Origin of the sequence: Limnobacter sp. (assembly GCF_036405155.1) — a bacterium.
Lineage (GTDB): Bacteria > Pseudomonadota > Gammaproteobacteria > Burkholderiales > Burkholderiaceae_B > Limnobacter.
The window spans coordinates 1-23,380 of the sequence record NZ_DASWYD010000002.1; the positions used below are offsets into that span (position 1 = coordinate 1).

Consider the following 23,380-nt stretch of genomic DNA (forward strand, 5'->3'; position numbering starts at 1 on the left):
CTCTTGCAGCCAACCCTCTTTGCCTGACGACCATAGCAAGGTGGAACCACCCCTTCCCATCCCGAACAGGACCGTGAAACGCCTTAGCGCCGATGATAGTGTGCATTCGCATGTGAAAGTAGGACATCGTCAGGCTCTCCAATACCAAAAAACCCCCAAGCCTCAAAAGCTTGGGGGTTTTTTACTTCTGTCGATTCAAACTGGATCGGATCGGTGTTCAATAAAAAAGCCAACCTCAATTGAGGTTGGCTTTTTAGTGTTGGCCCCTGGTTGGCCGAAGCGAGATTTTACTTGTGTAAAACGCTGCAGTTCTGGCTGATGGAGACCAGGATTTTGCCCAGCGCCGGCAACGTACGTGGGTCCAGCGACTTGCCTGTGTTTAAAAAGGCAACGGACAGCTCTCTGGCTGGGTCTGCCCAGCTCACGATATTGATTAGTCCAAGGTGCCCATAGGCCTTTTTGGCTTTAACGCCGAACAGAGAGAAAAGATTTTCACCCAGCATGAAACCATTGGAAAAACGCATGGGGATCAGGAGGGTTTGATCAACGGTCAAGGGACCGGCTGGTTTGATGGCGTCTTTGATGGTGTCCGCTTCAAACACCTGTTTTCCATTGAATTGGCCGCCATCCAACATCATTTGATAAAACCGGGACACCTCGTCTGCCGTGCCGTATATGTTGCCAGCTGGAATACTGACATCCATGAATCCTTCCGTGTTTGAAATGCTCGCAACTTTTTCGAAATCAATATTGAGGGCACGTTTGGCCAGCAAGTTGATGGGAAACGCTGGTGCGGCGCCGGTGCTGTAATTGAATGCAGCTTTGTTTTGGTGTTGTTTGGGAAGTCCATAGGTGAGGTAAGTGGCACCCAGCGGTTTGGCTATCACCGCTTTGAGATAATCCTCCACAGGTTTGCCGGTGATGCGGCGCACGATTTCACCGAGGATGTATCCACCAACAATTGCATGGTACGACTGTGTTTTTCCATCCCCCTGTGATGTGTGACCGGAGTTGATCAGATCAATCACGCTGTTCCACTTGAACAGAAGCGAGGGGTGGGGGTTCTTCATGGGAATCATCGGCACACCGGCCCGGTGTGAGAGTACCTGCCCAATGGTAATGTTTTCTTTGCCGTTACAGGCGAACTCCGGGATGTAAGTGCCGACAGTGTCGTGAAGCTTCAGTTTGCCCTCTTCTTTAAGCTTGTGAATCAGCATGGCAGTGATTGCCTTGGACGCCGAGAACAGGCATATGGGGGTATCTGGATGCATGAGCACGGTAGATGGATCTGGATCCGGATGTCGCGGGGGGGGATTCCCGCGCGCATGTCCAATCGACCTTTTCAGAACGATCTCACCTTGGCGGCGAATAACCATCGTCATCCCGGGCTGCAAACCGGTTTTGTAGAAGCCTTCAACACTGTTCCAAATGGCTTCCACATTGTCCCGGGTCATGTTGACGTCATAGGGACTGATTTCGGCCTGCGTGTCGATCTGTGTGACTGAACCCATGTTTTTGGGCACGGCCACCGTATTGGTCTTTTTGAACATGATGAATCTTGTCTCTGTGATTTGTTGTTATGTAACTTCTTGGTCACTTCAAAGATTGACAGTGGCGGAATGCCTTCGTCAATTCAATTTTTAGACCGTGGTCTCTACCGATCCGACGCGATTGGTGCGCCTGTCGTCATGCCGGATTCAGGTCAACCGTTAACCCACAAAACCCTCAATGGGCAGATGCGTTGATGTGCTCGTTCGCGGGTTGCTTGAGCGGGGTGCTTGACGCCAGAGCTTCAATGAATTGGGCAATCGGCTGCGTGGTGCTCCCTTTGAAAAACAGTACCGGGGAGAAAGTGCCGATGAGGCTGATGTGGTCTGTGCCTTTGACCTGCACAAAGCGATTGGGTGCGCCTGCCCGGTCCAATAATTTGTGCAGGGCCAGGCTGTTGATTTCGATGCTGACCAGGTTGTCAGACTCTGGTGCGAGGATGAGGGACGGAACCTGAGCGTTTTGAGCGAAGTCGATGGGTTGAGATTGTTTGGGGTAGTTGGGGTGATGAAAAACTGGACGAACTTCGACATCGTTGATTGGGTAAAGGTTGTAGGCACCTGCAAGACCCACAAATCCCTTCACCGTGTTTGAGATGCACAGCCCGACTTGTTCCAGCCACCGTTCGTCGTAAGACAGCATGGCGGCGTTGTAGGCGCCTGCGCTGTGCCCCATCAGGACAACTTTGGAATCGGGGTTGTAAGGGGCGTATTCTGATTTTTGCAACTCCTTCACAACCGCCAGGACACTTTTTGCATTGTCGACAAGGAAGTCTGGGTAGCTGACTTCTGGATACAGTCGATAGTTGGGAACCGCCGCAATATAGCCCATGGAAGCCAAGCGCCGGCCGACAAATTCATAGTCGCTTTTGTGCCCTCGGTTCCAGCTGCCGCCATAAAAAAATACCACCACGGGTGTCGGGGTGGTGGTATCCGCGACTTTCGCTGGCAGGTAAAGGTCAAATTTCAGTGCTGGATTTGAATCAAAGGGAATGTTTTCCCGTGTGTCAGCGGTGTAGATTCGGGATACTGAGTTGACCAGCTGTAGTGCGGAACAGCCACTCAAAATAAACAAGGGCAGTACTTTGAGCGTTGCGGTGATGGCTCGGATGGGCTTCATGGGGTACACCTAGGGGGTTGAGGCAATGATTCGCCCCAGCGGACGACTGCAGAATTTTTAACACAATTTTTGAGGAATGACATGCAAAGACCCACAATTGACCGCAGCAAGCCTGTTTGTGTAACGGGTGCTTCCGGATACATTGCCAGCTGGATTGTTCGTTATTTGCTCGAACAGGGGTTGACGGTGCATGCCACGGTCCGGGATGCCGACAAGGCGTCGTCTGTCGATCATCTCCTCAAGGCTGCGAAAGCGGCTCCAGGTCAGCTGAAGTTGTTTTCGGCGGATTTGATTGACGAAGGAGCGTTTGATGCGGCGGTCAGGGGCTGTGAGCTTGTGATACACACTGCTTCACCATTCATCATCAAAGGTTTTAAAGATCCATACGAGGCCTTGGTGCGTCCAGCCGTGGAGGGAACGCGGAACGTGTTGGAGTCGTGCAATCGGGCCGGGAGCGTTCGTCGGGTGGTGTTAACCAGTTCTGTCGCATCCATCTACGGTGATGCAGTCGAGGCATTGACCAAGAAGGGCCAGGTATTCACCGAGTCAGACTGGAACACAAGCAGTTCTGAAGACCATCAGCCTTATTCCTATTCCAAAGTGATGGCGGAGCGAAAAGCCTGGGAAATCAACAAGGCGCAATCCAATTGGGATTTGGTGACCATTAACCCGAGTTTGGTGGTGGGGCCTTCGCTGACCAAAAATACTCAGTCCACCAGCATTGATGTGATGCGCGATTTGGGCAGTGGCCGGCAGAGAACCGGTGTGCCGCACCTGGAGTTTGGTTTGGTCGATGTCCGCGAGGTGGCTGCGGCGCATATTTTGGCGGGCTTCAACCCCGATGCGCAGGGCCGTTTCATTCTAAGTGGGCCTGTGGTCAGTTTGCTGCAGATGGCCAATATACTTCGGGGGCGCTTTCCACAGTACCCTTTGCCAACCAAGGAATTGCCCAAGTGGTTGGTGCGTTGGGTCGCGCCGATTGCGGCCGGGGTGAGCCGCGCCTTTATTGACAGAAACGTGGGCTACTCATTTTCATTTGACACAAGCCGTTCGCAGTCCATTTTGGGTGTGCAGTATCGTCTGTTAACAGAGACGCTTTGCGAACACTTTGATCAAATGATTGAAGACGGTTTGCTGCGACGACGTTGACCATCGGCAGTCTATGCAGGGCTATGGCGTTCCAAATCCTCCCTCACGGTCAGCAGGGCCTTTCGATGCATACCCCAGCGATACTCACCCAACACCCCTGTTGATTGAATAACGCGATGGCAGGGAATGAGGACTGCAACGGGGTTGTTGGCCACGGCGCTGCCCACTGCTCTGGCTGCTTTGGGCATGCCCAAGGCTTTGGCCAGTTGGCCGTATGAAATACCGTACCCGGACGGAAGGCGAATCAGTGCTTCCCAAACTTTGAGTTGGAAAGGTGTGGCCTGCAGGTGCAGTTCAATGGGGCCGGGGTTTTTTGATGGGCCGTCAAAAAGCCGCTTTGACAAGGCTTCGGCTGCGGTGTGAGCGGTTTGTATTTCTGCCTTGGGCCATTGTCGTTGTAACTGGGCGGTCCATGACTCCCAGTCTGTGTCGCTTGCAAATTCCAATCGATGCAAACCTCGTTCCGTGTGGGCTGAGAACAGCCAGCCCATCGGGCTTTCGGACATTCCCACCGTGAACACGATGTTCTGCCCTTGTTGCCGAATTTCCCCCGGTGTCATGGCTTCGAGTTTGACTGTCAGGTCGTGAAGCTGACTGGGCGAGGACAGCCCTGCCTCCAATGCCGCCATCAACACGGTTTCTCCCTCTCGCAGTCTCTCAAGCGCCCGTTGGCGGGACAACATGTGCCGGAAGTGTTGCGGACTGATACCGGCCCAGTTTTTGAATAGTCTTTGAAAGTGAAATGCACTGAGCCCGAATTGTTCGGCCAGTTCGGTCAAAGACAAGGCATGTTCTGGCGTGCTCCGTTTGGGCAAAACAGCCTGGTCAGTTTGAATGCGCTGCACGGCCTCTTCAATCAATGAGAAATGATCTTTAACAGTGTGTTTCGGCATGGTGTGCGACATTGACATGGAGAGATGCGAGTGTGCTGCCTACTGTGGACGATGACAACCGGAAACTTGCGAATAGAAGCCAGGTTCGACGCGGGTGCGTTTGTTGGTTTGACATGGATTCAAGGAAATGTACACAATGTAAAATAGGTAGATTTCTATTGTTCTGTCAGTAAAGTTCGATTTATGAATCTGTTTGGAATACTGGTCGGTAACACCCCATAAACCCAAATACCGCACAGCCCAACGCCTTGGGCAAAGAGGCCTGAAGGCCCAACAAGGAGACATGCATGACTCGCGCCAGTTTTCGTTCGCTTCCCGCAGCTTTTCCGTTGCCTTCCCGATTGGCTTTTTTAATCAGCGTGGCGTTTTTGCCAGGCGTGGCTGGCGCCGCAGGCACTTTTCAGGCCCCGGGTGGCATTGAGGGCCGTTGGGCGATGGAGGTCACGGTGGGTGCCGCCCAGCGGATGAAGGAAGCGGACAAGTCTCTGATTTTTATCGGGAATGGTGGAACGGCGTCCAGCGGCACCGTGGATGACGGGAACTTGAATTTCAAGAAGGGCGACATCGTTAGCTCGGCGGCCAAGGTGGTTGGTGAGCTGGAGCTGAGCAAAGACCACAAAGGCGTGTTCATTCGGGCCAAGGCGTATTCCGATTTTGTACAAAAAAGCCGGGGCGTACCGCATGGCTCTGCTGCGACTGGTTTCCAGGCTGGAGAGAAATTACCCGGCGACAAGTACGAGGAAGGCTCCAAATTTGAAGATGCCCAGTTGCTGGATGCCTATGCCTATGCGGACTTTCAACCGTTCAATAAAAATCTGACCGTCAAAATGGGCAACCAGGTGGTGACCTGGGGTGAAGCCCTGTTTATTTTGGGCGGTGTGAACCAGTTTTCAAACTTTGACTCGGCAGCGCTCCGGCGTCCCGGTGCTCAGTTGAAAGAGGTTTTCCTGCCCATTCCCCAGATTTACATGAACCTGCAGGCCACGGATGGCCTGTCGCTTGAGGCGTTTGCCCAAGTGAACCATGAGAAAGTGGTGGTGGATGGATGCGGTACCTACTTTTCGCAAGCGGATTTGTTGAATTGTAATTTTGCCGGTTCCCCTGTAAACCCGGGTGTGTTGGGGGTGGGCGGCAATGAGATTGATTTCACGGGTTATGACGATCGCCAAAGCTTCTATGGAGGCGGAACAGTTCGAGTCAACGGGATACCCTTTGACACCAGCACCACGGGGGGGCTGGCCGGGCTCACAACAGCGTTGGGGGGTATCACAGGACTTCCTGCTGACTTGAGCACCTTGAATTTCCGGATGAGTCAGTTGAGGGACCGCCGCCCGAAGGATACAGGGCAGATGGGCCTTGCTGGCCGCTTTTACGCAGGTTCTATCGGTACGGAGTTTGGTGCGTATCTGGTGAATTACCACCAACGCATTCCCAATTTGGGCCTGGTCAAGACGCCATCGAATGTGCCTGGTTCGGTCTTTAATGGATTGGCGGTCGGGCCGCAGCAAGTGGTCAACCCCCTGTCGTATTTCTTTGATTACGGCAAAGAGAACATCCAGGTGGCTGGTTTGTCAGCTGCTACCGAGATTTCAGGTTATTCGGTGTTTGGTGAAGTCAGTTACACCAAAGGCTACCCAGCCGGCTACAACACGGCAGACCTGTTGAAAGGCGGAGCCAACGGTACAGGGCCCTTGGGGGCAAAGTACTTCAGCCAGCCTGTGGGATCGGTATTCAACGGCTACAAGCCACTGGACAAGGTGCAGGCGCAGGTCTCAACCATTGCTTTGTTCCCGCGTCGTTTGGGTGCCAGCTCACTGGCCATTGTGGCTGAACTGGGTGGGCAGTTTTGGAAGGACATTGGTGACCCCTACACCGAGGAGCGCTTTGGTCGTTCCCCGGCCTTTGGTGCGGGTGCCCACGTGACCTACAACGGTGGAAATTGCGACCGCAGCATCAACCCCAACCCGAGAAACTGCGCCGTGGACGGTTATGCGACCAAGACGGCATTTGGCTACCGCGCACTGGCTGTGTTGAATTACCCGGATGTGGTGTATGGCATCAACTTGGCCCCCCGGCTGTTCTTTTCCCATGATTTCAAAGGTTATTCTGCCGATGGCGTGTTCCTTCAGGACCGCATGAACCTCGGTATTGGCCTGCGTGCTGAAATGCAATCTGCAAAATATTTTGCAGAAATGAACTACAGCATGTTTAATGACAAGGCTTACTACGATCCATTCAAGGACCGGGACTTCCTGTCCCTTGTAGTGGGTGCCAACCTGTAAGTATTCGTTGTTAAAACAAGAAAAATTGTTGGGTTTTTCAAGTGAAGGAGACAAATCCATGATTCAGACCAGTCTGAGGCGACTGGCGCTGGCCACTGTTGTGGCCTCTGCCTGTACAACTGCGTTTGCCCAAAGTGCCGATTATTCCAAGCTCGGCACAACATTGACCCCCATGGGTGCTGAGAAAGCAGGCAATGCTTCCGGCACCATTCCCGCGTGGGACGGTGGTTTGTCCAAGCCGCCCGCCGGTTTTGACGCCAACAAGGGTTACCTTGACCCGTTTGCCAATGAAAAGCCGCTGTTCACAATTACCGCTGCCAACATGGAGCAGTACAAAGACAAACTGGCGCCAGGTCAAATGGAGTTGATGAAGCGCTTCCCGACCTACAAAATGGTGGTGTACCCCAGCCACCGTACTGCGGCCTACCGGGCTGACATCTACAAGTACGCCAAGGAAGAGGCTGGGTCCATCAAGCTGGCTGAGGGTGGCAATGGTATTTTGAACTTGAAGAAGTCCAACGTGCCATTCCCGATTCCCACCGAAGGTGTGCAGGTGATCTGGAACCACATCATGCGTGACCTGGGTGGGTCCATCCATCGCATCTCCGCAGATTTCCCGGTTCAAACGAATGGCAGCTATACCCTGGGCAAGCGTGAAGAGACCATTGCGTTCGCATCGTATATGAATGATCCGGAACCCAACCGGATTTTCTATTATATGAACAAAACGCTGGCCCCAGCCAATGCTGCGGGTGAGGTGGCCTTGGTGCATGAGCCCTTGAACCAAGTGCAAGAGCCGCGACTGGCCTGGCAATACAACCCGGGGCAGCGCCGGGTTATTCGCGCGCCTGAACTGGCCTATGACAGCCCGGGTATTGGTGCAGATGGTTTGCGTACCAACGATGACTTCAACGCCTTCAACGGTGCACCAGACCGCTACAACTGGAAGTTGATTGGCAAGAAGGAAATGTTTGTTGCCTACAACAACTACAAGTTGACCAGCAAAGACCTGAAGTACAGCCAGATTCTGGGTCAAAGCCATGTGAACCAGGATTTGGTGCGTTACGAGCCACACCGGGTTTGGGTGGTGGAGGGGACCTTGAAGCCGGGTGCTCGTCACATTTATTCCAAGCGGGTTTTTTACATCGACGAGGACAGCTGGACCATTTTGCATGGTGACCAATATGACTCCCGCGGTGGCCTGTGGCGCGTTCGTGAAGTGTTTGGTGTGCAGTTGTACAACGCACCAACCTTTGCCCAAGCCGGCGAGGTGATCTATGACCTCCAGGCCCGTCGTTACCTGGTCAATGCCTTGACCAATGAAGAAAAGCCCGTTGAATTTGGTACCAAGTATTCGGTGGCCGATTTCTCAACTGCGGCCCTGCGCCGCGTGGGCCGATAAAGCAATTTAAAGAAGCCTGGGGTGGGTGCAGAGGCTTTGCAACCCACTCCAAGAAGGGCTCGAATCTATCAACACATCGAGACTGACCCAGGGACGGCCCCTGGGTTTTCAATTGGAGTAGGCATGAAAAAGCCTTTGAAGCCCGCGCTTATTCGACGGGCCTGCGGTGTGGGCGCCGTATTGTTGGCGCTCGGATTAACTGTGCAACCTGCACAGGCCTTTAAAGACCCCATGGACATCCCTGCCATTGTGGCGCCCAAAGCAGCCAAAGCGCTGATGTTGAATGTGACATCGCGCGGCAATGTGGCTGTGGTGGTGGGCGAGCGCGGTATTGTGTTGCGCCGTGATTTTTCTGCGCCAGAGCCGAAGGATGGGGCGAAAGACCAGGATGGCCACGTGTGGACACAAGCCAAGGTGCCCGTGTCCATCAACATGACGGCGATTGAGTTCGCCAGTGACTCGGTGGCTTACATGGCCGGTCACGACGGTGTGGTCTTGAAGTCCACCGATGCAGGCGCGAGCTGGACCCGTGTGTTCGATGGCAACAAAGCCAATGCACAGGTGGTCGCTGCTGCAAAAGCCAAATATGACGCAGTGCAGGCACGCTACGATGCACTGCCTGCTGCACAACAAAGCAAGATGGACGCCGAGCTGGAAGCAGCGCAGTTTGCGCTGGAGGATGCCGAGGCGGGTGCCCGTTTTGGACCGGCCCGACCCATGCTGGGTTTGTGGTTCCGCAATGAGAACCAAGGCTGGGTGGTTGGCAGCTACGGTCAGATTTTTGAAACCACCGATGGGGGCGCTAACTGGAAACTGATTGCGGACCGGTTGAACAACCCCGATTTCCGCCACTACAACGGCATTTACGGCGATGACACAGGCTTGTTGTTGATTGCCGGTGAAGCAGGCCGAATTTACAGATCCAACAATTTTGGACAAACATGGGAGCGCTTGGACACGGGCTACAACGGCCACTTCTATGGCACGGCAGTGCTACGGAGCTCAACAGGTGAGCCCACGATTTATGCATATGGTTTCTCGGGCAATGTTTACCGCATGGGGCCTGGTGCCGCTGGCTGGTGGAAGATGCAAAGCCCGACCAAGGAGAGTTTTGTTCAGGCCATTGCCCAGGGCAACTCGGTGTTGCTGGTTGACCAGAAAGGCCGCTTGGTGAAGACGGACCCGACAGGCACCCAGTTGACCATGGTGATGAACAAGGAGGGCAAGCCCGTAACCGGCATGGCCCTGGTTGGCAAAACACTGGTGCTGAGCGGTCAAGGTGGCCCTCGCACAGTTGACCTGCCCCAATAAGAACTGGAAGAAACCCCATGAGCAATGATCAAGAATTGAGCAAGATTGAGCGGTTCTTCACGAGCCTGTTGTTTGGACATCGCAAAGCGGTGTTGGTGCTGTTTGCTGTGTTGTCGGTGTTTTTTGCCTGGCAAGCCACCAAGCTTCGGCCGGATGCATCGTTTCAGAAAATGGTGCCGGTGACCCACCCTTACATCGCCAACTACCTGAAATACGAAAACGAGCTCCGTCCCTTGGGCAACGTGCTTCGAATCGCTGTTCAAAACAAAAACGGCAGCATTTATGAAGCGGAGTTTTTGGAAACGCTTCGGCAAATCACCGATGAAGTTTTTTACATCCCCGGTGTTGACCGTGGAAATTTGAGCTCGATCTGGACACCCAACGTGATGTGGCGCCAGGTGACCGAAGAGGGCCTTCGCATGGGGCCGGTGATCGGCCAGGGCTTTCAGGGCACACCCGAGCAGATTGAGCAGGTGCGCTCCAATGTCGAAAAGTCTGGGCGCATTGGCTCCTTAGTGGCCAACGATGAAAAGTCCGCCATTATTCTGGCGCCATTGCTAGAGGTCGATCCCGAAACTGGTGAAAAACTGAGTTACGGAAAATTGTCTGAGCGCATTGAAAAGGTGGTGCGTGACAAATACCAAAACGACAAGGTGTCGATTCACATCACCGGTTTTGCCAAGGTCGTGGGTGATCTGATTGAAGGGGCCAAGGACATTGCGGGTTTCTTTGTCATCACCTTTGTACTCACCGTTATTTTGCTGTTCTGGTATTCCCGTTGCTGGAAGAGCACGGCTGCGACCATTTTCTGTTGTTCGTTGGCGGTGATTTGGCACCTGGGCTTTGTCAGCATGCTGGGTTTTGGCTTGGACCCGTATTCGATTCTGGTGCCCTTTCTGACGTTTGCGATCGGCGTGAGCCATGCCATCCAGAACGTGCGGACGATGGCGGCAGAGCGTTTCCATGGCGCGACCAAAATGGATGCGGCCAAGGCCACCTTCCACCTGCTCTTCATTCCCGGGACGGTGGCTTTGTTGGCAGACGCAGTCGGTTTTTCGACATTGCTGGTCATTGAGATTGGTGTGATTCGCGAGCTGGCCATCAGTGCATCGATTGGTGTGGGCGTGATCATTTTCACCAAAATGTTTCTGTTGCCCGTTTTGATGAGCTATGCCGATGTCACCCCCTCGGGTTTGCGGCAGGTGGCCAAGCAAGAGGGCGGTGACCACAAGGTTTCCCACGCGCTGTCACGCTTGACTGAAAAGAAAGTGGCCTTGGCGGCCACGGCCGTTGCCGGCGGTATTCTGGCCATCAGCATGGTGTTGTCGTCCGGGTTGAAAATTGGTGACCTTGATCCTGGTGCCCCCGAGCTTCGTCCAGATTCCCGCTACAACCAGGACGTGAAGTTCTTGGTGTCCAACTACTCCACCAGTTCGGATGTGTTTGTGGTGATGGTTGAAACGCCCGAGGGCGAGTGCGGCGCATACCCGGTGGCGTCGGCGGTTGACCGCTTCCAGTGGGAAATGGAAAACGTGGAGGGCGTGGAAGGCAGTGCATCGCTGTTCACGGTGATGAAAAACATCATCGCTGCCCTGAACGGCGGTAATCCCAAGTGGTTGTCCATCACGCGTGACCGCTTCATTTCCAACGGCGCGCACAAAAACATTCCCACAGCCTTGTACAACGCCAAATGCTCGATGACGCCGGTCATTCTGTTCCTGGCGGATCACAAAGCGGAAACCTTGAAGCGGGTAACGGACAAGGTGGAAGCGTTTGCTGCCGAGAACAACTCGGACGATGCCAAGTTTATTTTGGCGGCTGGTAACAGCGGCATTGAGGCTGCCACCAACATCGTGGTGGAGCAGGCCCAGAAAACCATGTTGGTGTTGGTGTACACCATCATTGGTCTTTTGGTGTGGTGGGAATTCAAGAGCTTCCGTGTGATGTTGGCCATCATGATTCCGCTGTTCATCACCGAGGTGTTGTGCAAGGTGATCATGGTTCAACTGAACCTGGGTATCAAAGTGGCCACCTTGCCGGTGATTGCGCTGGGCGTGGGCATTGGGGTGGACTATGGCATTTACATCTACAACCGCCTCGAAAGCTTTTTGGCCAAAGGCTTGAACTTCAAGCAGGCGTATTTCGAAACCCTGCGGACGACTGGTGTGGCCGTGGCATTGACTGCGGTAACCCTGGCTTTGGGTGTGTTCACCTGGGCGTTCTCGGCCATCAAGTTCCAGGCAGACATGGGCATGTTGTTGGCCTTCATGTTCCTGTGGAACATGGTTGGGGCCATTATCCTGATTCCAGCGCTGATTCGGGTGTTGGCGATGGGCGCCGTGACCAAACGGTTTGGTCCATCGGTGGTAAAAGGCCTGAACTGATTCGAATCAGAAAATCAGCGATCCTGGGGCAGCTTCGGCTGCCCTTTTTTTGTCTGTGGTAACCTGCGCAGACTGGACAGAACTCTGACGCATCAGGCCAATTCACCATGTTTCCCGAACTCCCTGCCATTCCTCACCCCTTGCAGTTCAAGTCGGTCAGCTTCACGGCTTTGAAGCCTGGGCCCAAGTTGATTGTGCTTGGAGCCGTCCACGGCAATGAGGTGTCAGGAACCCGGGCCATTTTGCGGATGATTAGGGAATTTGAGCGTGGCGACCGCTTGCTGTTGGCCGGGCAGGTCACTTTCGTTCCGGTGACCAATCCGCTGGCGTATAACCGTCAACAGCGAAATGGCGATCGAAACCTGAACCGCAACCTGACACCCACCACAACGCCCGCGGATTTTGAAGACCATGTGGCCAACTGGCTGTGTCCTTTGCTGGCACAGCATGAGGTGCTGCTGGACATTCACAGTTTTCAGAAAGGCGACCAACCTTTTGCCTTGTTTGGTCCTGCTGACAATGGCGGGCCACTGCAGCCTTTCCGGCATGCCCGCGCAGAGCGGGATTTGGCCCTGCGTTTGGGCGTGTCGCGCTTTGTTGATGGTTGGCTGGAAACGTATGCCAATGGTGTGGCCAATCGTGTGGCTTACATCAAGGCCCATGGTTTGTCTGGCCAGGGCCTGAACACCGACCCCCGATATGGCATGGGCACCACTGAATGCATGCGCGCCAGTGGAGGCTATGCGGTCACGCTGGAGTGCGGGCAGCATGACGACCCCCAAGGGCCGGCAGTGGCCTACACCGCCATTGAAAATACCTTGGTTCATTTGGGCTTGATCGCTGGGCAGGTGCCCCAACCAGTGCGGGACTATCAACACCTCACCTTGGTCGAGGTGATTGACAAACGCCATGCGGATGACCAGTTTTGCCGCTCGTGGTCCAGCTTTGATCGCATCAGCAAAGGTGAGTTGATCGGTTTGCGCCAAAACGGAGAAGAGGTGAGGGCGCCGCGCGATGGTTTTATTGTCTTCCCCAACACCACGTCTCAGGCTGGGCAGGAATGGTTCTACGTGGCCAAGGAAGAGACCGAACCCCTGTAATGAGGGGTAATTTGCGCTTTTTACCGACAAATTCAGAAAAAACACCCTACGAAATGGGGCGCAAATATATCAATTTGCGGATTGTTGGCGCTTGTCAGACCTAATTAAACTTTCTGTAAAGTTAAAAGGGTTTGCCATGCCACGTTTCACCGAAATCATTCGCCACCTGGAGCGGGAGTCAGCCACATTGGCCGCGCTCATGCTGGTTGCAACGCCATCGGCTGCGTTGTCGTCGGCCCATTTCAGTTCAGCGTCAGGTGGCCATTCCGGGCGGGATACAGACTCAACAGGGCTGCCGACCATTGGAGGTGGCCACCCAGAGGTGTTGCCGTCTAATTCGACGGTACTGGCTCACAAAGCCACATCGCCAAGCGGTGCTGCGGCCTTGCAACCCGCCATGTCAACCTGGGATGGCGCGAGTCTCGCCGGCCCCATGGGGGCTGATCCACTTCGCGACGGTGCGAGCAGTATTCCAGAGTCACTGCAATCGGATTATTTGGACATGTCGGGTTCTGGCGATGCGGCACCCGTTGCCTCCACCGCCCCGTCTTTGACCGACGGTATCGGAACCTCCGACTTGGCCGTGGACGGGTTGTCCGGGTTGATCGGGCGCCTGCTTGAACAGGCCGAGCAAGCTCAAGCGGACTTGTCCGGTGAATTCAATGGTGAACGACAGGGGCTTGTCAGAGGCTTCATCGACGATGTGGGGCAGCAGTTGAACCAGTCCACACACGACTTTTTCCAACAGTCCGTTCGCGGTGAGGTCAAGGGTTTGTTGATGGACGTGGTAGACCACTCGGGCAGCTCAGCACTTCAGCAAGCGACAGACCCGCTGTTTGCAGTGGATTACTACGGTGCAAGTTCCGCACTCATCAACAATGGTCTGAGCGCCCTGCCCATCAGCAACCTTGCTTTGCCCCAGATCGGGCCTTTGTTGACCCACCCGCAGTCTGAACTGGCCGGTTATTTGAGCCGCTGAATGGGTTGGGGTTTGCACCCTTGAATGGGTTGCTTGCGCGAGCAATCAAGGCGATTGCGTCAGTTTTCCACCTGTTTTAGGTGTTTTGGAATGCCGGTTTGGCCTGCACAATGCTTGCATTGATGCTCAATACCGGTGCTTAAGCCATGGCCAGTTCACATTCCATTCACACAGAACAATCCACCCGCGAAATGATCGAAATCCTTCTGTTTTCGCTGGGCGGTGCAGAGGTGTTTGGTCTGAATGTTTTCAAAATCCGGGAAGTCACCGAGTTGATGCCAGTGACGCAAGTGCCGGGTCAACAAGGCGCCATGAACGGCGTCATCTCGCTTCGTGGGCAGGTGATGCCCGTGGTGAACCTGGGCGAAGCCATCGGCATGTCCACCGGTTTGCCCAACAAAAAACTCATCATTTCCGAGTTTGCCTCTCGCTCCGTGGCGTTTGAGGTGTTCAGTGTGGACAAAATCATTCGCGTGCCTTGGTCCGATGTGCAGCCCCCCCAACGTTTTGAGCGACAGGAAGGGTATGTGTTTGGCACGGTGATGTTGCAGGGAGGGGCCTTGGTGTCCCTCGTGGACATCGAGAGTGTTTGCCAGCGTGTATTGCCGGAGGGTGAGGAAGGCAAGGTCAACACCGGGTTTGAAATCGCATCCAAAGCCCCCGTGTTTTTTGTGGATGATTCTGTGGTGGCCCGCCGGAAAATTGGCGAAGTGCTGGACACCATGGGCTTGGACCATGCCCATGCCGTGAATGGCGTGGAGGCGGAGGCCAAATTGCTTCAATTGGCCGAGCGTGCTGATGAGGCACATCGCTCACTGCGCGATGAGGTCTCGCTCATTTTGGTCGATGAAGAAATGCCCGTGATGGACGGTTGTACCTTGACCCGAAAGCTCAAAAGCGACCCCCGGTTCAAAAATATTCCCTTTGTGATGTATTCCTCGTTGACCTCCGAAGAAAATGCGCGGCGCGGCATTGAGGCGGGCGTGAATGTGTATGTCAAGAAATTCGACTCGGCCTCGCTGTCCCGGGCCATTGGTGAGTTGCTGACCCATGCCTGAGTTACACTGCCACCATTTGTTTGGTGGCTTGTGTACCGCTCATGACGACCCCCGCCTTGTACAACCCAGAATTGCTCGATCGCATTGCGGATGACCTCTATGCAAACGGGTTCAGTATCCAGCCCGAGGCCCTCAGTCCCACCCTCTGCCACGATTTGTTGATGGCGCTTCAGCATCAACCCCTGCGGTCTGCCGGCATTGGGCGGTCTGAACTTCACCGCACCAATGCCGACATTCGCCGAGACTCGATTGCATGGATTGAACCTGATGACACCGCCACGCGTGATTGGCTGGCCTTTGCTGCAGAGCTACAGCAGGCCATCAATCGCCGATTGTTTCTGGGCTTGTTTTCATTCGAATCCCATTTTGCCCACTATGCACCCGGTGCTTTTTACAAAACCCATGTGGATGCCTTTCGAGGTGAATCGAACCGGGTGGTGTCGGTGGTGGCTTACTTAAATCCAAGTTGGCAACAAAGCGATGGTGGCAGCATGGTGTTGTATGAACCGGGTGATCAAGGCGAAACATTGGCGGAGGTGTGGCCAGAGCAGGGCACCTTGGCGGTGTTTTTGAGTGAGGAATTCCCCCACGAAGTAAAACCCGCGTTGCGAGACCGGTACAGTATTGCAGGCTGGTATCGCATCAACACATCCGATTCCAGCCGGGTTGACCCACCCCGGTAAAGGCCTTGGCTGATGTACCTGCGGTGTTACCAGCGGTAAAAACGGGGCGCGATCAAAGCGCCCAATACCCCCGACCCCAGCATGCCCAGCGTGTACCAAATCGCAATGAACGGTGTGGATGTCTCGTCGCAGGCCAGCGCATAACCAATCGAACCGGCTGCACCGGCAAACAGCCCGGTTGCAAACCCCGCCAAGCGAGGTTTGGTCGGCGCCAGTCCACGCATGGCCCAAATGCTTGCACCCAGGGCTGGAATGGACAATTTCATGATGGACCAGGGACAGGACGACCAAGAATGCCCTTGGATGGCGTGAGCGCGCAGATCGATGGGCGTGGCCAGAAAACTAATGATTGCGAGCAACAGCATGAATAAGAGGATGCCCAACACCAACACGCGGGGCTCGCGGTCGGATGCTGCAGGGCGACCCAAGCGGTTTAGCCAAAGGCCACTGGCCATCACAATGGCCAAGCCATAGGCCAGCTTTAACCAAGGGGCGCCTTCAGAAAACAAGGCGGGGGGAATCAAACCCAACCATGCAACGGAGAACATGGCCGCAGCCACGATGCCCAGCAGGGCCGCTTTGCCCAACCGTTGCTCGGCCAGGCGAGAAGGCGCCTGCCCGGCGTTGGTGGAAAGCATGTTGATCAAATCATCGGTTTTCATGACAGTGTCCTGACCAGTTCAGCCAGTTTTTTCAAGCCTCGGTGCACCTGTACCTTCAACGCGGATACGGATACGCCCGAACGTTGGGACGCCTCTTCCATGGAAAGGCCCTCGATTTTTGTCAGCACAATGGCCTGTTGCTGCGCTTGGGGCAATTGCTGCATCAGTGTTTGCAAGTCCTTCTGAACGGCATGTTCCTCGTGGACTTGAGGCAAATCACCTTCATCGACATCGTCCAGGGAGTCGTTGAGGCGCTCGCGTCGACCACGCCGCCGCCACAAATCCACCAGCTTGTGCCGGCCAATCGCAAACATCCAGCTGCTGACCGGCAACTTGGGGTCGTAAGTACCCCGCTGCATGTGCAGTGCCAGCAGGGTTTCCTGAACCAGGTCTTCAACCTCATCCGGCAAGCCCTGCAGCCTTTTGCCGTAAAACCCGCGCAGCCTGCGCGCCATCATGTCCAGGGCCAGACGGTATGCGTGTTCATCGCCCCCTTGAGCCTGCAACCACAAGGGCCGAAGCGCACTCTCGAACGCATGCAGTCCGTGTTCAATTGGCAGTTCGCTGGCTTGGGGCATTGGGTTACAGAGGAATTAAAAATTCTGTTGCCACACTATCACATCAGGGCCCCTTTCGGCTTTTGCCTATAATGGACTTCGTTTCAAAACTCGCTTGTAAAGGAGCGTCCACCATGAATTCCATGAAAACCCGCGCAGCCGTAGCCTGGGGGCCAGGCAAACCCCTCACCATCGAAGAAGTGGACCTCCAGTTGCCCAAAAAAGGCGAGGTGTTGGTTCGGATTGTAGCCACCGGTGTGTGCCACACCGATGCGTACACCCTGAGCGGGGACGATCCCGAAGGCATTTTCCCGGCGATTTTGGGCCATGAAGGCGCCGGCATTGTGGAAGCGGTGGGCGAGGGCGTGACCAGCCTGGCGGTGGGCGACCATGTGATCCCGCTGTACACAGCCGAATGCCGCGAATGCAAGTTCTGCAAAAGCGGTAAGACCAACTTGTGCCAGGCCGTGCGCGCCACTCAAGGGAAGGGACTCATGCCCGATGGCACCACCCGGTTTTCGAAAGACGGTAAACCGATTTACCACTACATGGGTTGCTCCACCTTTGCTGAACACACCGTGGTGCCCGAAATTTCGCTAGCCAAAATTGACCCCAATGCGCCGCTTGAAAAAGTGTGTTTGTTGGGCTGTGGAGTGACCACCGGAATCGGCGCTGTGCACAACACCGCCAAAGTAAAGGCGGGCGACACGGTGGCCGTGTTTGGTTTGGGCGGCATTGGCTTGGCGGTCATTATCGGGGCGGTGCAGGCCAAAGCAGGGCGCATCATTGCCATCGATTTGAATGAAGACAAATTTGCGATTGCCAAAAAGCTGGGCGCCACCGACTTTGTGAACCCCGCCAAGTTTGACAAGCCCATTCAGGACGTCATTGTTGAAATGACCGATGGCGGTGTGGACTTCTCCTTTGAATGCATCGGCAATGTGAAAGTGATGCGGGCTGCACTGGAGTGCTGCCACAAAGGCTGGGGTGAAAGCGTCATCATCGGTGTGGCGGGTGCCGGGCAGGAAATTTCAACACGCCCATTCCAGTTGGTGACAGGCCGTGTGTGGCGGGGCAGCGCCTTTGGCGGTGTGCGTGGCCGCACTGAATTGCCGGGCTATGTGAACCGCTTCATGAATGATGAAATTGATCTCGACACCTTCATTACCCACACCATGCCACTGGAAAAAATCAATGAGGCCTTCGACTTGATGCATGAAGGCAAATCAATTCGCAGCGTGATTCACTATTGAGGCTGCGCACATGTCGACCTTGAAACAACTGAGCAGCAACCGCTGTTTCGGGGGGCTGCAAAACCAGTATGAGCATGTCTCTGGCGTGCTCAATTGCACCATGCAGTTCAGTGTGTATTTGCCACCTGCCGCATTGCAAGGCCAGGCGGTGCCCGTGGTGTACTGGTTGTCGGGCCTCACTTGCACCGACCAAAACTTCACCACCAAGGCAGGTGCACAGCGTGTGGCTGCTGAGTTGGGTATTGCTTTGGTGATGCCTGACACCAGCCCGCGTGGTGATGACGTTCCCCGTGACCCGAATGCTGCGTACGACCTGGGCCTGGGTGCAGGTTTTTATGTGGACGCCACGCAAGCGCCCTGGAACAGCCACTACCGCATGTACAGCTACATCGTCGATGAGTTGCCCGCACTGGTGGAGCCTGCCCTGAAGTTGGGGCCCCAACGTGCCATTTGTGGCCATTCCATGGGTGGGCATGGTGCCCTGACCACCGCCCTGCGCAACCCATCGCGGTTTGTGTCGGTGAGTGCGTTTGCTCCCATTGTGGCACCCAGCCAATGCCCCTGGGGTGAAAAAGCGTTGACCGCGTATTTGGGCAGCGACCGAAGCACATGGGCGGCGCACGACACAGTGGCCTTGATTGAATCGGGTGCCAACCAGTTGCCGATGCTGGTGGACCAAGGCACCGCCGACAACTTTCTGGAAGGGCAGTTAAAAACCCACCTGCTGGAAGAGGTTTGTCAACGCAAGGGATACGCGGCCACCATTCGTTATCAGGATGGCTACGACCACAGCTACTACTTCATTTCAACCTTCATTGAAGAGCATCTGCGTTTTCATGCGCAGCACCTGAATACAGCCTAAATTGACCCTCGGTTATACCGGGTATTTCAGGGCATTTTTGGCCATTTTCTGAAACCCGGCTTCCACGGGGTCAATGTTCAGCTTGTTGCAGATTTGCAGCAGGTAGAGCAACACATCGGCCACTTCATCCGTCACCGCCTGGCGCTCAGCGTCCGGCAGTGTGCGGGATTCGGCTTCCGTTTTCCACTGAAAGTGTTCTGTCAGCTCAGCCACTTCCACAGACAGGGCCATGCACAGGTTTTTGGGTGAGTGGTAAGTGTCCCACTGCCGCGCGTCTGCAAAGGCCACCAAGGCTTCTCGAAGGGCATTCAAATCGCGGTTGGACATTCTGGAGGCGCAAAGAGAGTGTGGAGGCGCTTAACCTACACAAAGGGCCTGCGCTGTGTCAACGCAGGCCCTTCGGGTTTACCTCATTGAGCCTGGGGGTAGGGGCTCTGAGTCATCAACATCAGGCGGTGGTACTGGCTTCCAGTGCCGGGTAGTCAATGTAACCCTCGGGCCCGGGGGTGTAGAAGGTTTGTGGGTTGGGTGTGTTCAATGGCGCATCGCTCAGGAAACGCTGAACCAGATCCGGGTTGGCAATGTAAGCCCGACCAAATGACACAGCATCCGCCTTGCCTTGTTCAACGGCTTCGATGGCCATGTCGCGGGTGTAGCCATTGTTGACCATGTAGGTGCCCTGGAAGTGTGCGCGGGCCCAGGCATAGTCAAAGCCGGGCAGGTTGCGGTCACCGCCGGTGGAACCTTCAATCATGTGGATGAAGCCCACACCCCGCTTGTTCAGCTCTTCAATCAACAGGCCGAAAGTGGCTTGGGGGTTGGAGTCTGACAAATCATTGAATGGCGTGAGTGGCGACAATCGAATGCCCATGCAACCGGCGCCAACTTCCGCAATCACCGCATCCACCACTTCCAGTGCAAATCGAATGCGGTTTTCCGGGCTGCCACCATAGACATCGGTGCGCTGGTTGGCGCCGTCCCGCAGAAACTGGTCAATCAGGTAGCCATTGGCACCGTGAATTTCAACACCATCAAAACCCGCCTTCAGGGCATTGGCGGCCCCCTTGCGGAACTGTTGGACCACTTGTTTGATCTCGTCCACCGTCAGTGCATGGGGCACCGGCACTTCCTGTTTGCCATTGTGGGTATACGCCACCACATTGGGCTTGATGGGCGACGGGGCCACCGGGTGTGCACCGCCGGTGAGGTCTGGGTGGGTAATGCGGCCCACGTGCCAAATTTGTGCAATGATTTTACCGCCCGCGTCGTGCACGGCTTTGGTGATTGGCTTCCAGCCTTCCACCTGCGCATCCGAGTAAATGCCGGGTGTGGCCATGTAACCCTTGCCAGCCGGGGCAACCTGGGTGCCTTCACTGATGATGAGACCGGCATTGGCGCGCTGGCGGTAGTACTCCACATTCATGGGGCTGCCAGGAATGTCGCCTGCGGCTTCATCGGCGCGGCCGCGGGTCAGTGGGGCCATCACGATGCGGTTTTTTACCTCGATGCTGCCAATGCGGCCAGGCTGGAACAGTTTTGTTTGAGCGATTGTTTTGTTCATGGGTACTCCTGAATACGGATTGTTCACTGTGTGCAGTGCATCAAAGAGCGCTCATTATGCGTATTCCAAAAGCTTAGGGCTAGTCAGTAAAAGTGATAGTATTTATTCCTGTCGGGAATGAGTGGTGTTGCAAATGGACCGTTTGCGTTTGATGGAGACCTTTGTCAGGGTGGTGGAAAGTGGCAACTTCTCCACCGTGGCCCGTCAGCAGCACACCACACAATCGGCCGTCAGCAAGCAGGTTCAAGCCCTGGAGGCCCAATTGGGTGCTGTGTTGTTGGTGCGCTCCACACGCAGCCATTCGCTGACCGAGGCGGGTGCGCTGTATTACGAACGTTGCCTGCAGGTGTTGGACACGTTGGAGGAGGCTCGGCTGGAAGTGCACCGGGCCGAGCATGAGTTGAGTGGCTTGTTGCGCATGGCTGCCCCGGTGGCTTTTGGGCGCCTGCACATTGTGCCGCGGTTGCCGGCCCTGTACGAACGCTTTCCAAAACTCAAAGTCGATTTGCAACTGGATGACAGTTTTGTTGACCTGGTGGCCGCTGGCATTGATGTGGCCTTTCGCGTGGGCGAACTGAAAGACAGCCGCTTGATTGCTCGCCGCATGGGCACGGTTACCCGTGCAGCCATTGCCTCGCCAGCCTATTTGGCAGCGCGGGGCGAGCCCAAAACCCCCAGTGATTTGCGCCACCACAATGCCCTCATTTACACCGGTATTGCCAACCCCAATCAGTGGGTGTTTTATTCGCGCAGCAACGCACCCATTGAAGTGGCGGTGGAGGGCAATTTTCAGTCCAACAGTTCCGAAGCCATTCGCCAAGCTGTGCTGGAAGGCGTGGGCATTACCTATTCGCCCCTGTGGATTTATGGTGACGACTTGCGGTCAGGCCGGGTACAGGTCATTTTGGCCCGTTATCAACCCTCTGCCTTGCCGCTGAATGTGGTGTTTCAACCGGCGCGCCGCCCCTCCCTGAAGGTCAACAGCGTGGTAGGCTTTTTCGAAGATGCATTTGCCAGCGATCCCGATATTTCACCCTTGATGAGCACCCACAGGCGCACCGCATGAGCCCAACCGATTCCGACCAATCATCCATGGACCCTCGACGCCCTTGGCTGCTGGTGGGGTTGGGTTTGATTCTGGGTGCTTTGCTGGTGTCGGCTTACAAACCCTACGACCGCATGACCTGGCTCATGGAAGTGTTGCCAGTGTTGATTGCCTTGCCCTTGATGTGTGCAAGCCATCGCCGCTTTCCGTTAACCACGGTGTTGTACATCGCGGTTTTTGTGCATTGCCTGGTGTTGATCATGGGCGGGGCTTACACCTATGCACGCGTGCCACTTGGGTTTCAGATTGCAGACTGGCTGGGCATGACCCGCAACCCTTATGACAAAATCGGGCACTTCATGCAGGGCTTTGTGCCCGCCTTGTTGGTGCGGGAAATCCTGATTCGCCGAAACGAGGTGCGCACCGCAGCCATGCGGTTTTTTCTCATCACCTGTGTGGTGTTGGCCTTCAGTGCCTTCTATGAACTGATTGAGTGGTGGGCCGCCTTGGCCATGGGTGGCAATGCGGATGATTTTTTAGGCACGCAAGGGTATGTGTGGGACACCCAGTCCGACATGTTCTGGGCCTTGTGTGCCGGTCTGTTGGCGCAAGTCGTGTTGGGGCCGCTGCAGAGTGCTCAAATACGACATTTAACCAAGCCTTCCAACGCCAACACGCCCACAGCCAACCAGATGGGAATGTAAGTCAACCACTCGGATGGCCCAATGCGCTCGCCCAGCAGCAGCGACACAAACACCAGCAACACCGGCTCCACGTAGCCCAGCAGTCCAAACAGGCTGAACGGCACACGGCGGCTGGCCAAGATGTAGCTGACCAGCGCGGCTGAACTGATGGTGCCCAAGCCCAGCACCAAGACCGACAGCACTGGGCGCAATTCAAATTGGGCTTTTAAATGTTGGCCGGACTCCCCCCAAAACACAAAGTAGACGGCCAAGGGAAGGGTGAGCAACATGTCGCTCCACAAGCCAGCCAATTGGTCGGTGTGCATTCGGCGACGCAAATAAAAATAAAACGGATAGCCCATGCACACCGCCAGTGAAGCCCACGAAAAGCCACCGACCCGAATCAGTTCATGCACCACGCCCACGGCCGCGCAGCCAGCAGCCACCATTTGAAATACACTTAAGCGCTCGCCGTATACCAGCCGTCCCATGGCGATCAGGGTGAGCGGCAGCATGAAATAGCCCAGCGACACTTCCAGTGCTTTGCCATGGGCAGGTGCCCACATGAACAGCCACAACTGCAAACCCAATAGGGCCGACGATGTGGGGAGGGTAATCCACAGAATGGGCTCCCGGTGCAGTCGGCGCAACAGGTCTTGAAGTTGATGGGTTTCGCCCAGCAGCACAATCATCAGCCCCATGATGGGCACGGTGAGCAGCATGCGCCAGCCAAAAATTTGTTCGCTGGACAAGGGGTGCAACAGCGAGGTGTAGTAATACATCAACCCAAACAGGGATGAGGCCAACACCGAATAAACAACCCCCCGAACCATGTTCAATCTGCCCCTG

General features: G+C 55.2%; 21 protein-coding genes and 1 rRNA gene. 14 read left to right on the plus strand and 8 right to left on the minus strand.

Going from position 1 to position 23,380, the window contains the following annotated elements; translation table 11 throughout:
• Nucleotides 1-22: 22 nt before the first annotated feature.
• Nucleotides 23-135, plus strand: a 5S ribosomal RNA gene (rrf, locus tag VGE55_RS02315).
• A 152-nt stretch (nt 136-287) separates the two neighbouring features.
• Here rrf and VGE55_RS02320 read toward each other — a convergent pair.
• Both VGE55_RS02320 and VGE55_RS02325 read right to left on the minus strand, forming a co-directional pair.
• Nucleotides 288-1,529 carry a serine hydrolase domain-containing protein gene (locus VGE55_RS02320; protein ID WP_331130114.1) on the minus strand — a complete coding sequence of 414 codons (1,242 nt, stop codon included), beginning with the start codon at nt 1,527-1,529 and terminating at the stop codon, nt 288-290.
• A 196-nt stretch (nt 1,530-1,725) separates the two neighbouring features.
• Nucleotides 1,726-2,667 (minus strand): alpha/beta hydrolase, encoded by a 942-nt coding sequence (locus VGE55_RS02325; RefSeq protein ID WP_331130115.1) that lies wholly within the window; start codon nt 2,665-2,667, stop codon nt 1,726-1,728.
• A gap of 81 nt (nt 2,668-2,748) precedes the next feature.
• Here VGE55_RS02325 and VGE55_RS02330 point away from each other — a divergent pair, with 81 nt between their 5' ends.
• Nucleotides 2,749-3,816, plus strand: coding sequence for an aldehyde reductase (locus VGE55_RS02330; RefSeq protein ID WP_331130116.1), 1,068 nt, complete (start codon nt 2,749-2,751; stop codon nt 3,814-3,816).
• A gap of 11 nt (nt 3,817-3,827) precedes the next feature.
• On the opposite strand, the gene VGE55_RS02335 is transcribed toward VGE55_RS02330, so the two are convergent.
• The gene (locus VGE55_RS02335) at nt 3,828-4,709 is read right to left on the minus strand and encodes a methylated-DNA--[protein]-cysteine S-methyltransferase (RefSeq protein ID WP_331130117.1); all 882 of its coding nucleotides are present in this window, start codon (nt 4,707-4,709) and stop codon (nt 3,828-3,830) included.
• Between the two features lie 287 nt (nt 4,710-4,996).
• Here VGE55_RS02335 and VGE55_RS02340 point away from each other — a divergent pair, with 287 nt between their 5' ends.
• The 8 genes from VGE55_RS02340 to VGE55_RS02375 all read left to right on the plus strand — a co-directional run bounded on the left by VGE55_RS02340 (nt 4,997) and on the right by VGE55_RS02375 (nt 15,908).
• Nucleotides 4,997-6,991: a DUF1302 domain-containing protein gene (locus tag VGE55_RS02340; protein WP_331130118.1), complete on the plus strand. Its 1,995-nt coding sequence runs from the start codon at nt 4,997-4,999 to the stop codon at nt 6,989-6,991.
• A 58-nt stretch (nt 6,992-7,049) separates the two neighbouring features.
• Nucleotides 7,050-8,393, plus strand: coding sequence for a DUF1329 domain-containing protein (locus tag VGE55_RS02345; protein WP_331130119.1), 1,344 nt, complete (start codon nt 7,050-7,052; stop codon nt 8,391-8,393).
• Between the two features lie 123 nt (nt 8,394-8,516).
• Nucleotides 8,517-9,704, plus strand: coding sequence for a WD40/YVTN/BNR-like repeat-containing protein (locus tag VGE55_RS02350; RefSeq protein WP_331130120.1), 1,188 nt, complete (start codon nt 8,517-8,519; stop codon nt 9,702-9,704).
• A 17-nt stretch (nt 9,705-9,721) separates the two neighbouring features.
• Entirely contained in the window at nt 9,722-12,088 is a 2,367-nt protein-coding gene (locus tag VGE55_RS02355) for an efflux RND transporter permease subunit (RefSeq protein ID WP_331130121.1), read from the plus strand.
• Between the two features lie 107 nt (nt 12,089-12,195).
• The gene (locus VGE55_RS02360; RefSeq protein ID WP_331130122.1) at nt 12,196-13,188 is read left to right on the plus strand and encodes a succinylglutamate desuccinylase/aspartoacylase domain-containing protein; all 993 of its coding nucleotides are present in this window, start codon (nt 12,196-12,198) and stop codon (nt 13,186-13,188) included.
• A gap of 136 nt (nt 13,189-13,324) precedes the next feature.
• Nucleotides 13,325-14,167 carry a hypothetical protein gene (locus VGE55_RS02365; RefSeq protein WP_331130123.1) on the plus strand — a complete coding sequence of 281 codons (843 nt, stop codon included), beginning with the start codon at nt 13,325-13,327 and terminating at the stop codon, nt 14,165-14,167.
• Nucleotides 14,168-14,313: 146 nt separating this feature from the next.
• On the plus strand, nt 14,314-15,225 hold the full coding sequence (locus tag VGE55_RS02370; RefSeq protein WP_331130124.1) for a chemotaxis protein: 912 nt from the start codon (nt 14,314-14,316) through the stop codon (nt 15,223-15,225).
• A gap of 41 nt (nt 15,226-15,266) precedes the next feature.
• Nucleotides 15,267-15,908 carry a 2OG-Fe(II) oxygenase gene (locus VGE55_RS02375; protein WP_331130125.1) on the plus strand — a complete coding sequence of 214 codons (642 nt, stop codon included), beginning with the start codon at nt 15,267-15,269 and terminating at the stop codon, nt 15,906-15,908.
• 26 nt (nt 15,909-15,934) lie between these two features.
• Here the strand turns inward: VGE55_RS02375 and VGE55_RS02380 are convergent, their stop codons facing one another.
• A complete protein-coding gene (locus tag VGE55_RS02380) occupies nt 15,935-16,570 on the minus strand; it encodes a DUF1109 domain-containing protein (protein ID WP_331130126.1) in 636 nt (211 codons plus the stop codon).
• A complete protein-coding gene (locus VGE55_RS02385) occupies nt 16,567-17,148 on the minus strand; it encodes a sigma-70 family RNA polymerase sigma factor (protein WP_331130127.1) in 582 nt (193 codons plus the stop codon). The genes VGE55_RS02380 and VGE55_RS02385 overlap by 4 nt, the downstream gene beginning before the upstream one ends.
• 122 nt (nt 17,149-17,270) lie before the next feature.
• Between VGE55_RS02385 and VGE55_RS02390 the strand changes: the two genes are divergently transcribed.
• Both VGE55_RS02390 and fghA read left to right on the plus strand, forming a co-directional pair.
• Entirely contained in the window at nt 17,271-18,380 is a 1,110-nt protein-coding gene (locus tag VGE55_RS02390) for an S-(hydroxymethyl)glutathione dehydrogenase/class III alcohol dehydrogenase (protein WP_331130139.1), read from the plus strand.
• Between the two features lie 19 nt (nt 18,381-18,399).
• A complete protein-coding gene (gene fghA, locus VGE55_RS02395) occupies nt 18,400-19,242 on the plus strand; it encodes an S-formylglutathione hydrolase (RefSeq protein WP_331130140.1) in 843 nt (280 codons plus the stop codon).
• Nucleotides 19,243-19,254: 12 nt separating this feature from the next.
• On the opposite strand, the gene VGE55_RS02400 is transcribed toward fghA, so the two are convergent.
• Both VGE55_RS02400 and VGE55_RS02405 read right to left on the minus strand, forming a co-directional pair.
• The gene (locus VGE55_RS02400) at nt 19,255-19,569 is read right to left on the minus strand and encodes a nucleotide pyrophosphohydrolase (RefSeq protein WP_331130128.1); all 315 of its coding nucleotides are present in this window, start codon (nt 19,567-19,569) and stop codon (nt 19,255-19,257) included.
• 121 nt (nt 19,570-19,690) lie between these two features.
• The gene (locus tag VGE55_RS02405) at nt 19,691-20,803 is read right to left on the minus strand and encodes an alkene reductase (RefSeq protein WP_331130129.1); all 1,113 of its coding nucleotides are present in this window, start codon (nt 20,801-20,803) and stop codon (nt 19,691-19,693) included.
• A 133-nt stretch (nt 20,804-20,936) separates the two neighbouring features.
• Here VGE55_RS02405 and VGE55_RS02410 point away from each other — a divergent pair, with 133 nt between their 5' ends.
• Together VGE55_RS02410 and VGE55_RS02415 are read left to right on the plus strand one after the other, a co-directional pair.
• Nucleotides 20,937-21,869 carry a LysR family transcriptional regulator gene (locus VGE55_RS02410; protein ID WP_331130130.1) on the plus strand — a complete coding sequence of 311 codons (933 nt, stop codon included), beginning with the start codon at nt 20,937-20,939 and terminating at the stop codon, nt 21,867-21,869.
• Nucleotides 21,866-22,552 carry a DUF2238 domain-containing protein gene (locus VGE55_RS02415; RefSeq protein WP_331130131.1) on the plus strand — a complete coding sequence of 229 codons (687 nt, stop codon included), beginning with the start codon at nt 21,866-21,868 and terminating at the stop codon, nt 22,550-22,552. The genes VGE55_RS02410 and VGE55_RS02415 overlap by 4 nt, the downstream gene beginning before the upstream one ends.
• On the opposite strand, the gene rarD is transcribed toward VGE55_RS02415, so the two are convergent.
• Nucleotides 22,486-23,364 carry an EamA family transporter RarD gene (rarD, locus tag VGE55_RS02420; protein WP_331130132.1) on the minus strand — a complete coding sequence of 293 codons (879 nt, stop codon included), beginning with the start codon at nt 23,362-23,364 and terminating at the stop codon, nt 22,486-22,488. The genes VGE55_RS02415 and rarD overlap by 67 nt on opposite strands.
• Nucleotides 23,365-23,380 lie beyond the last annotated feature (16 nt).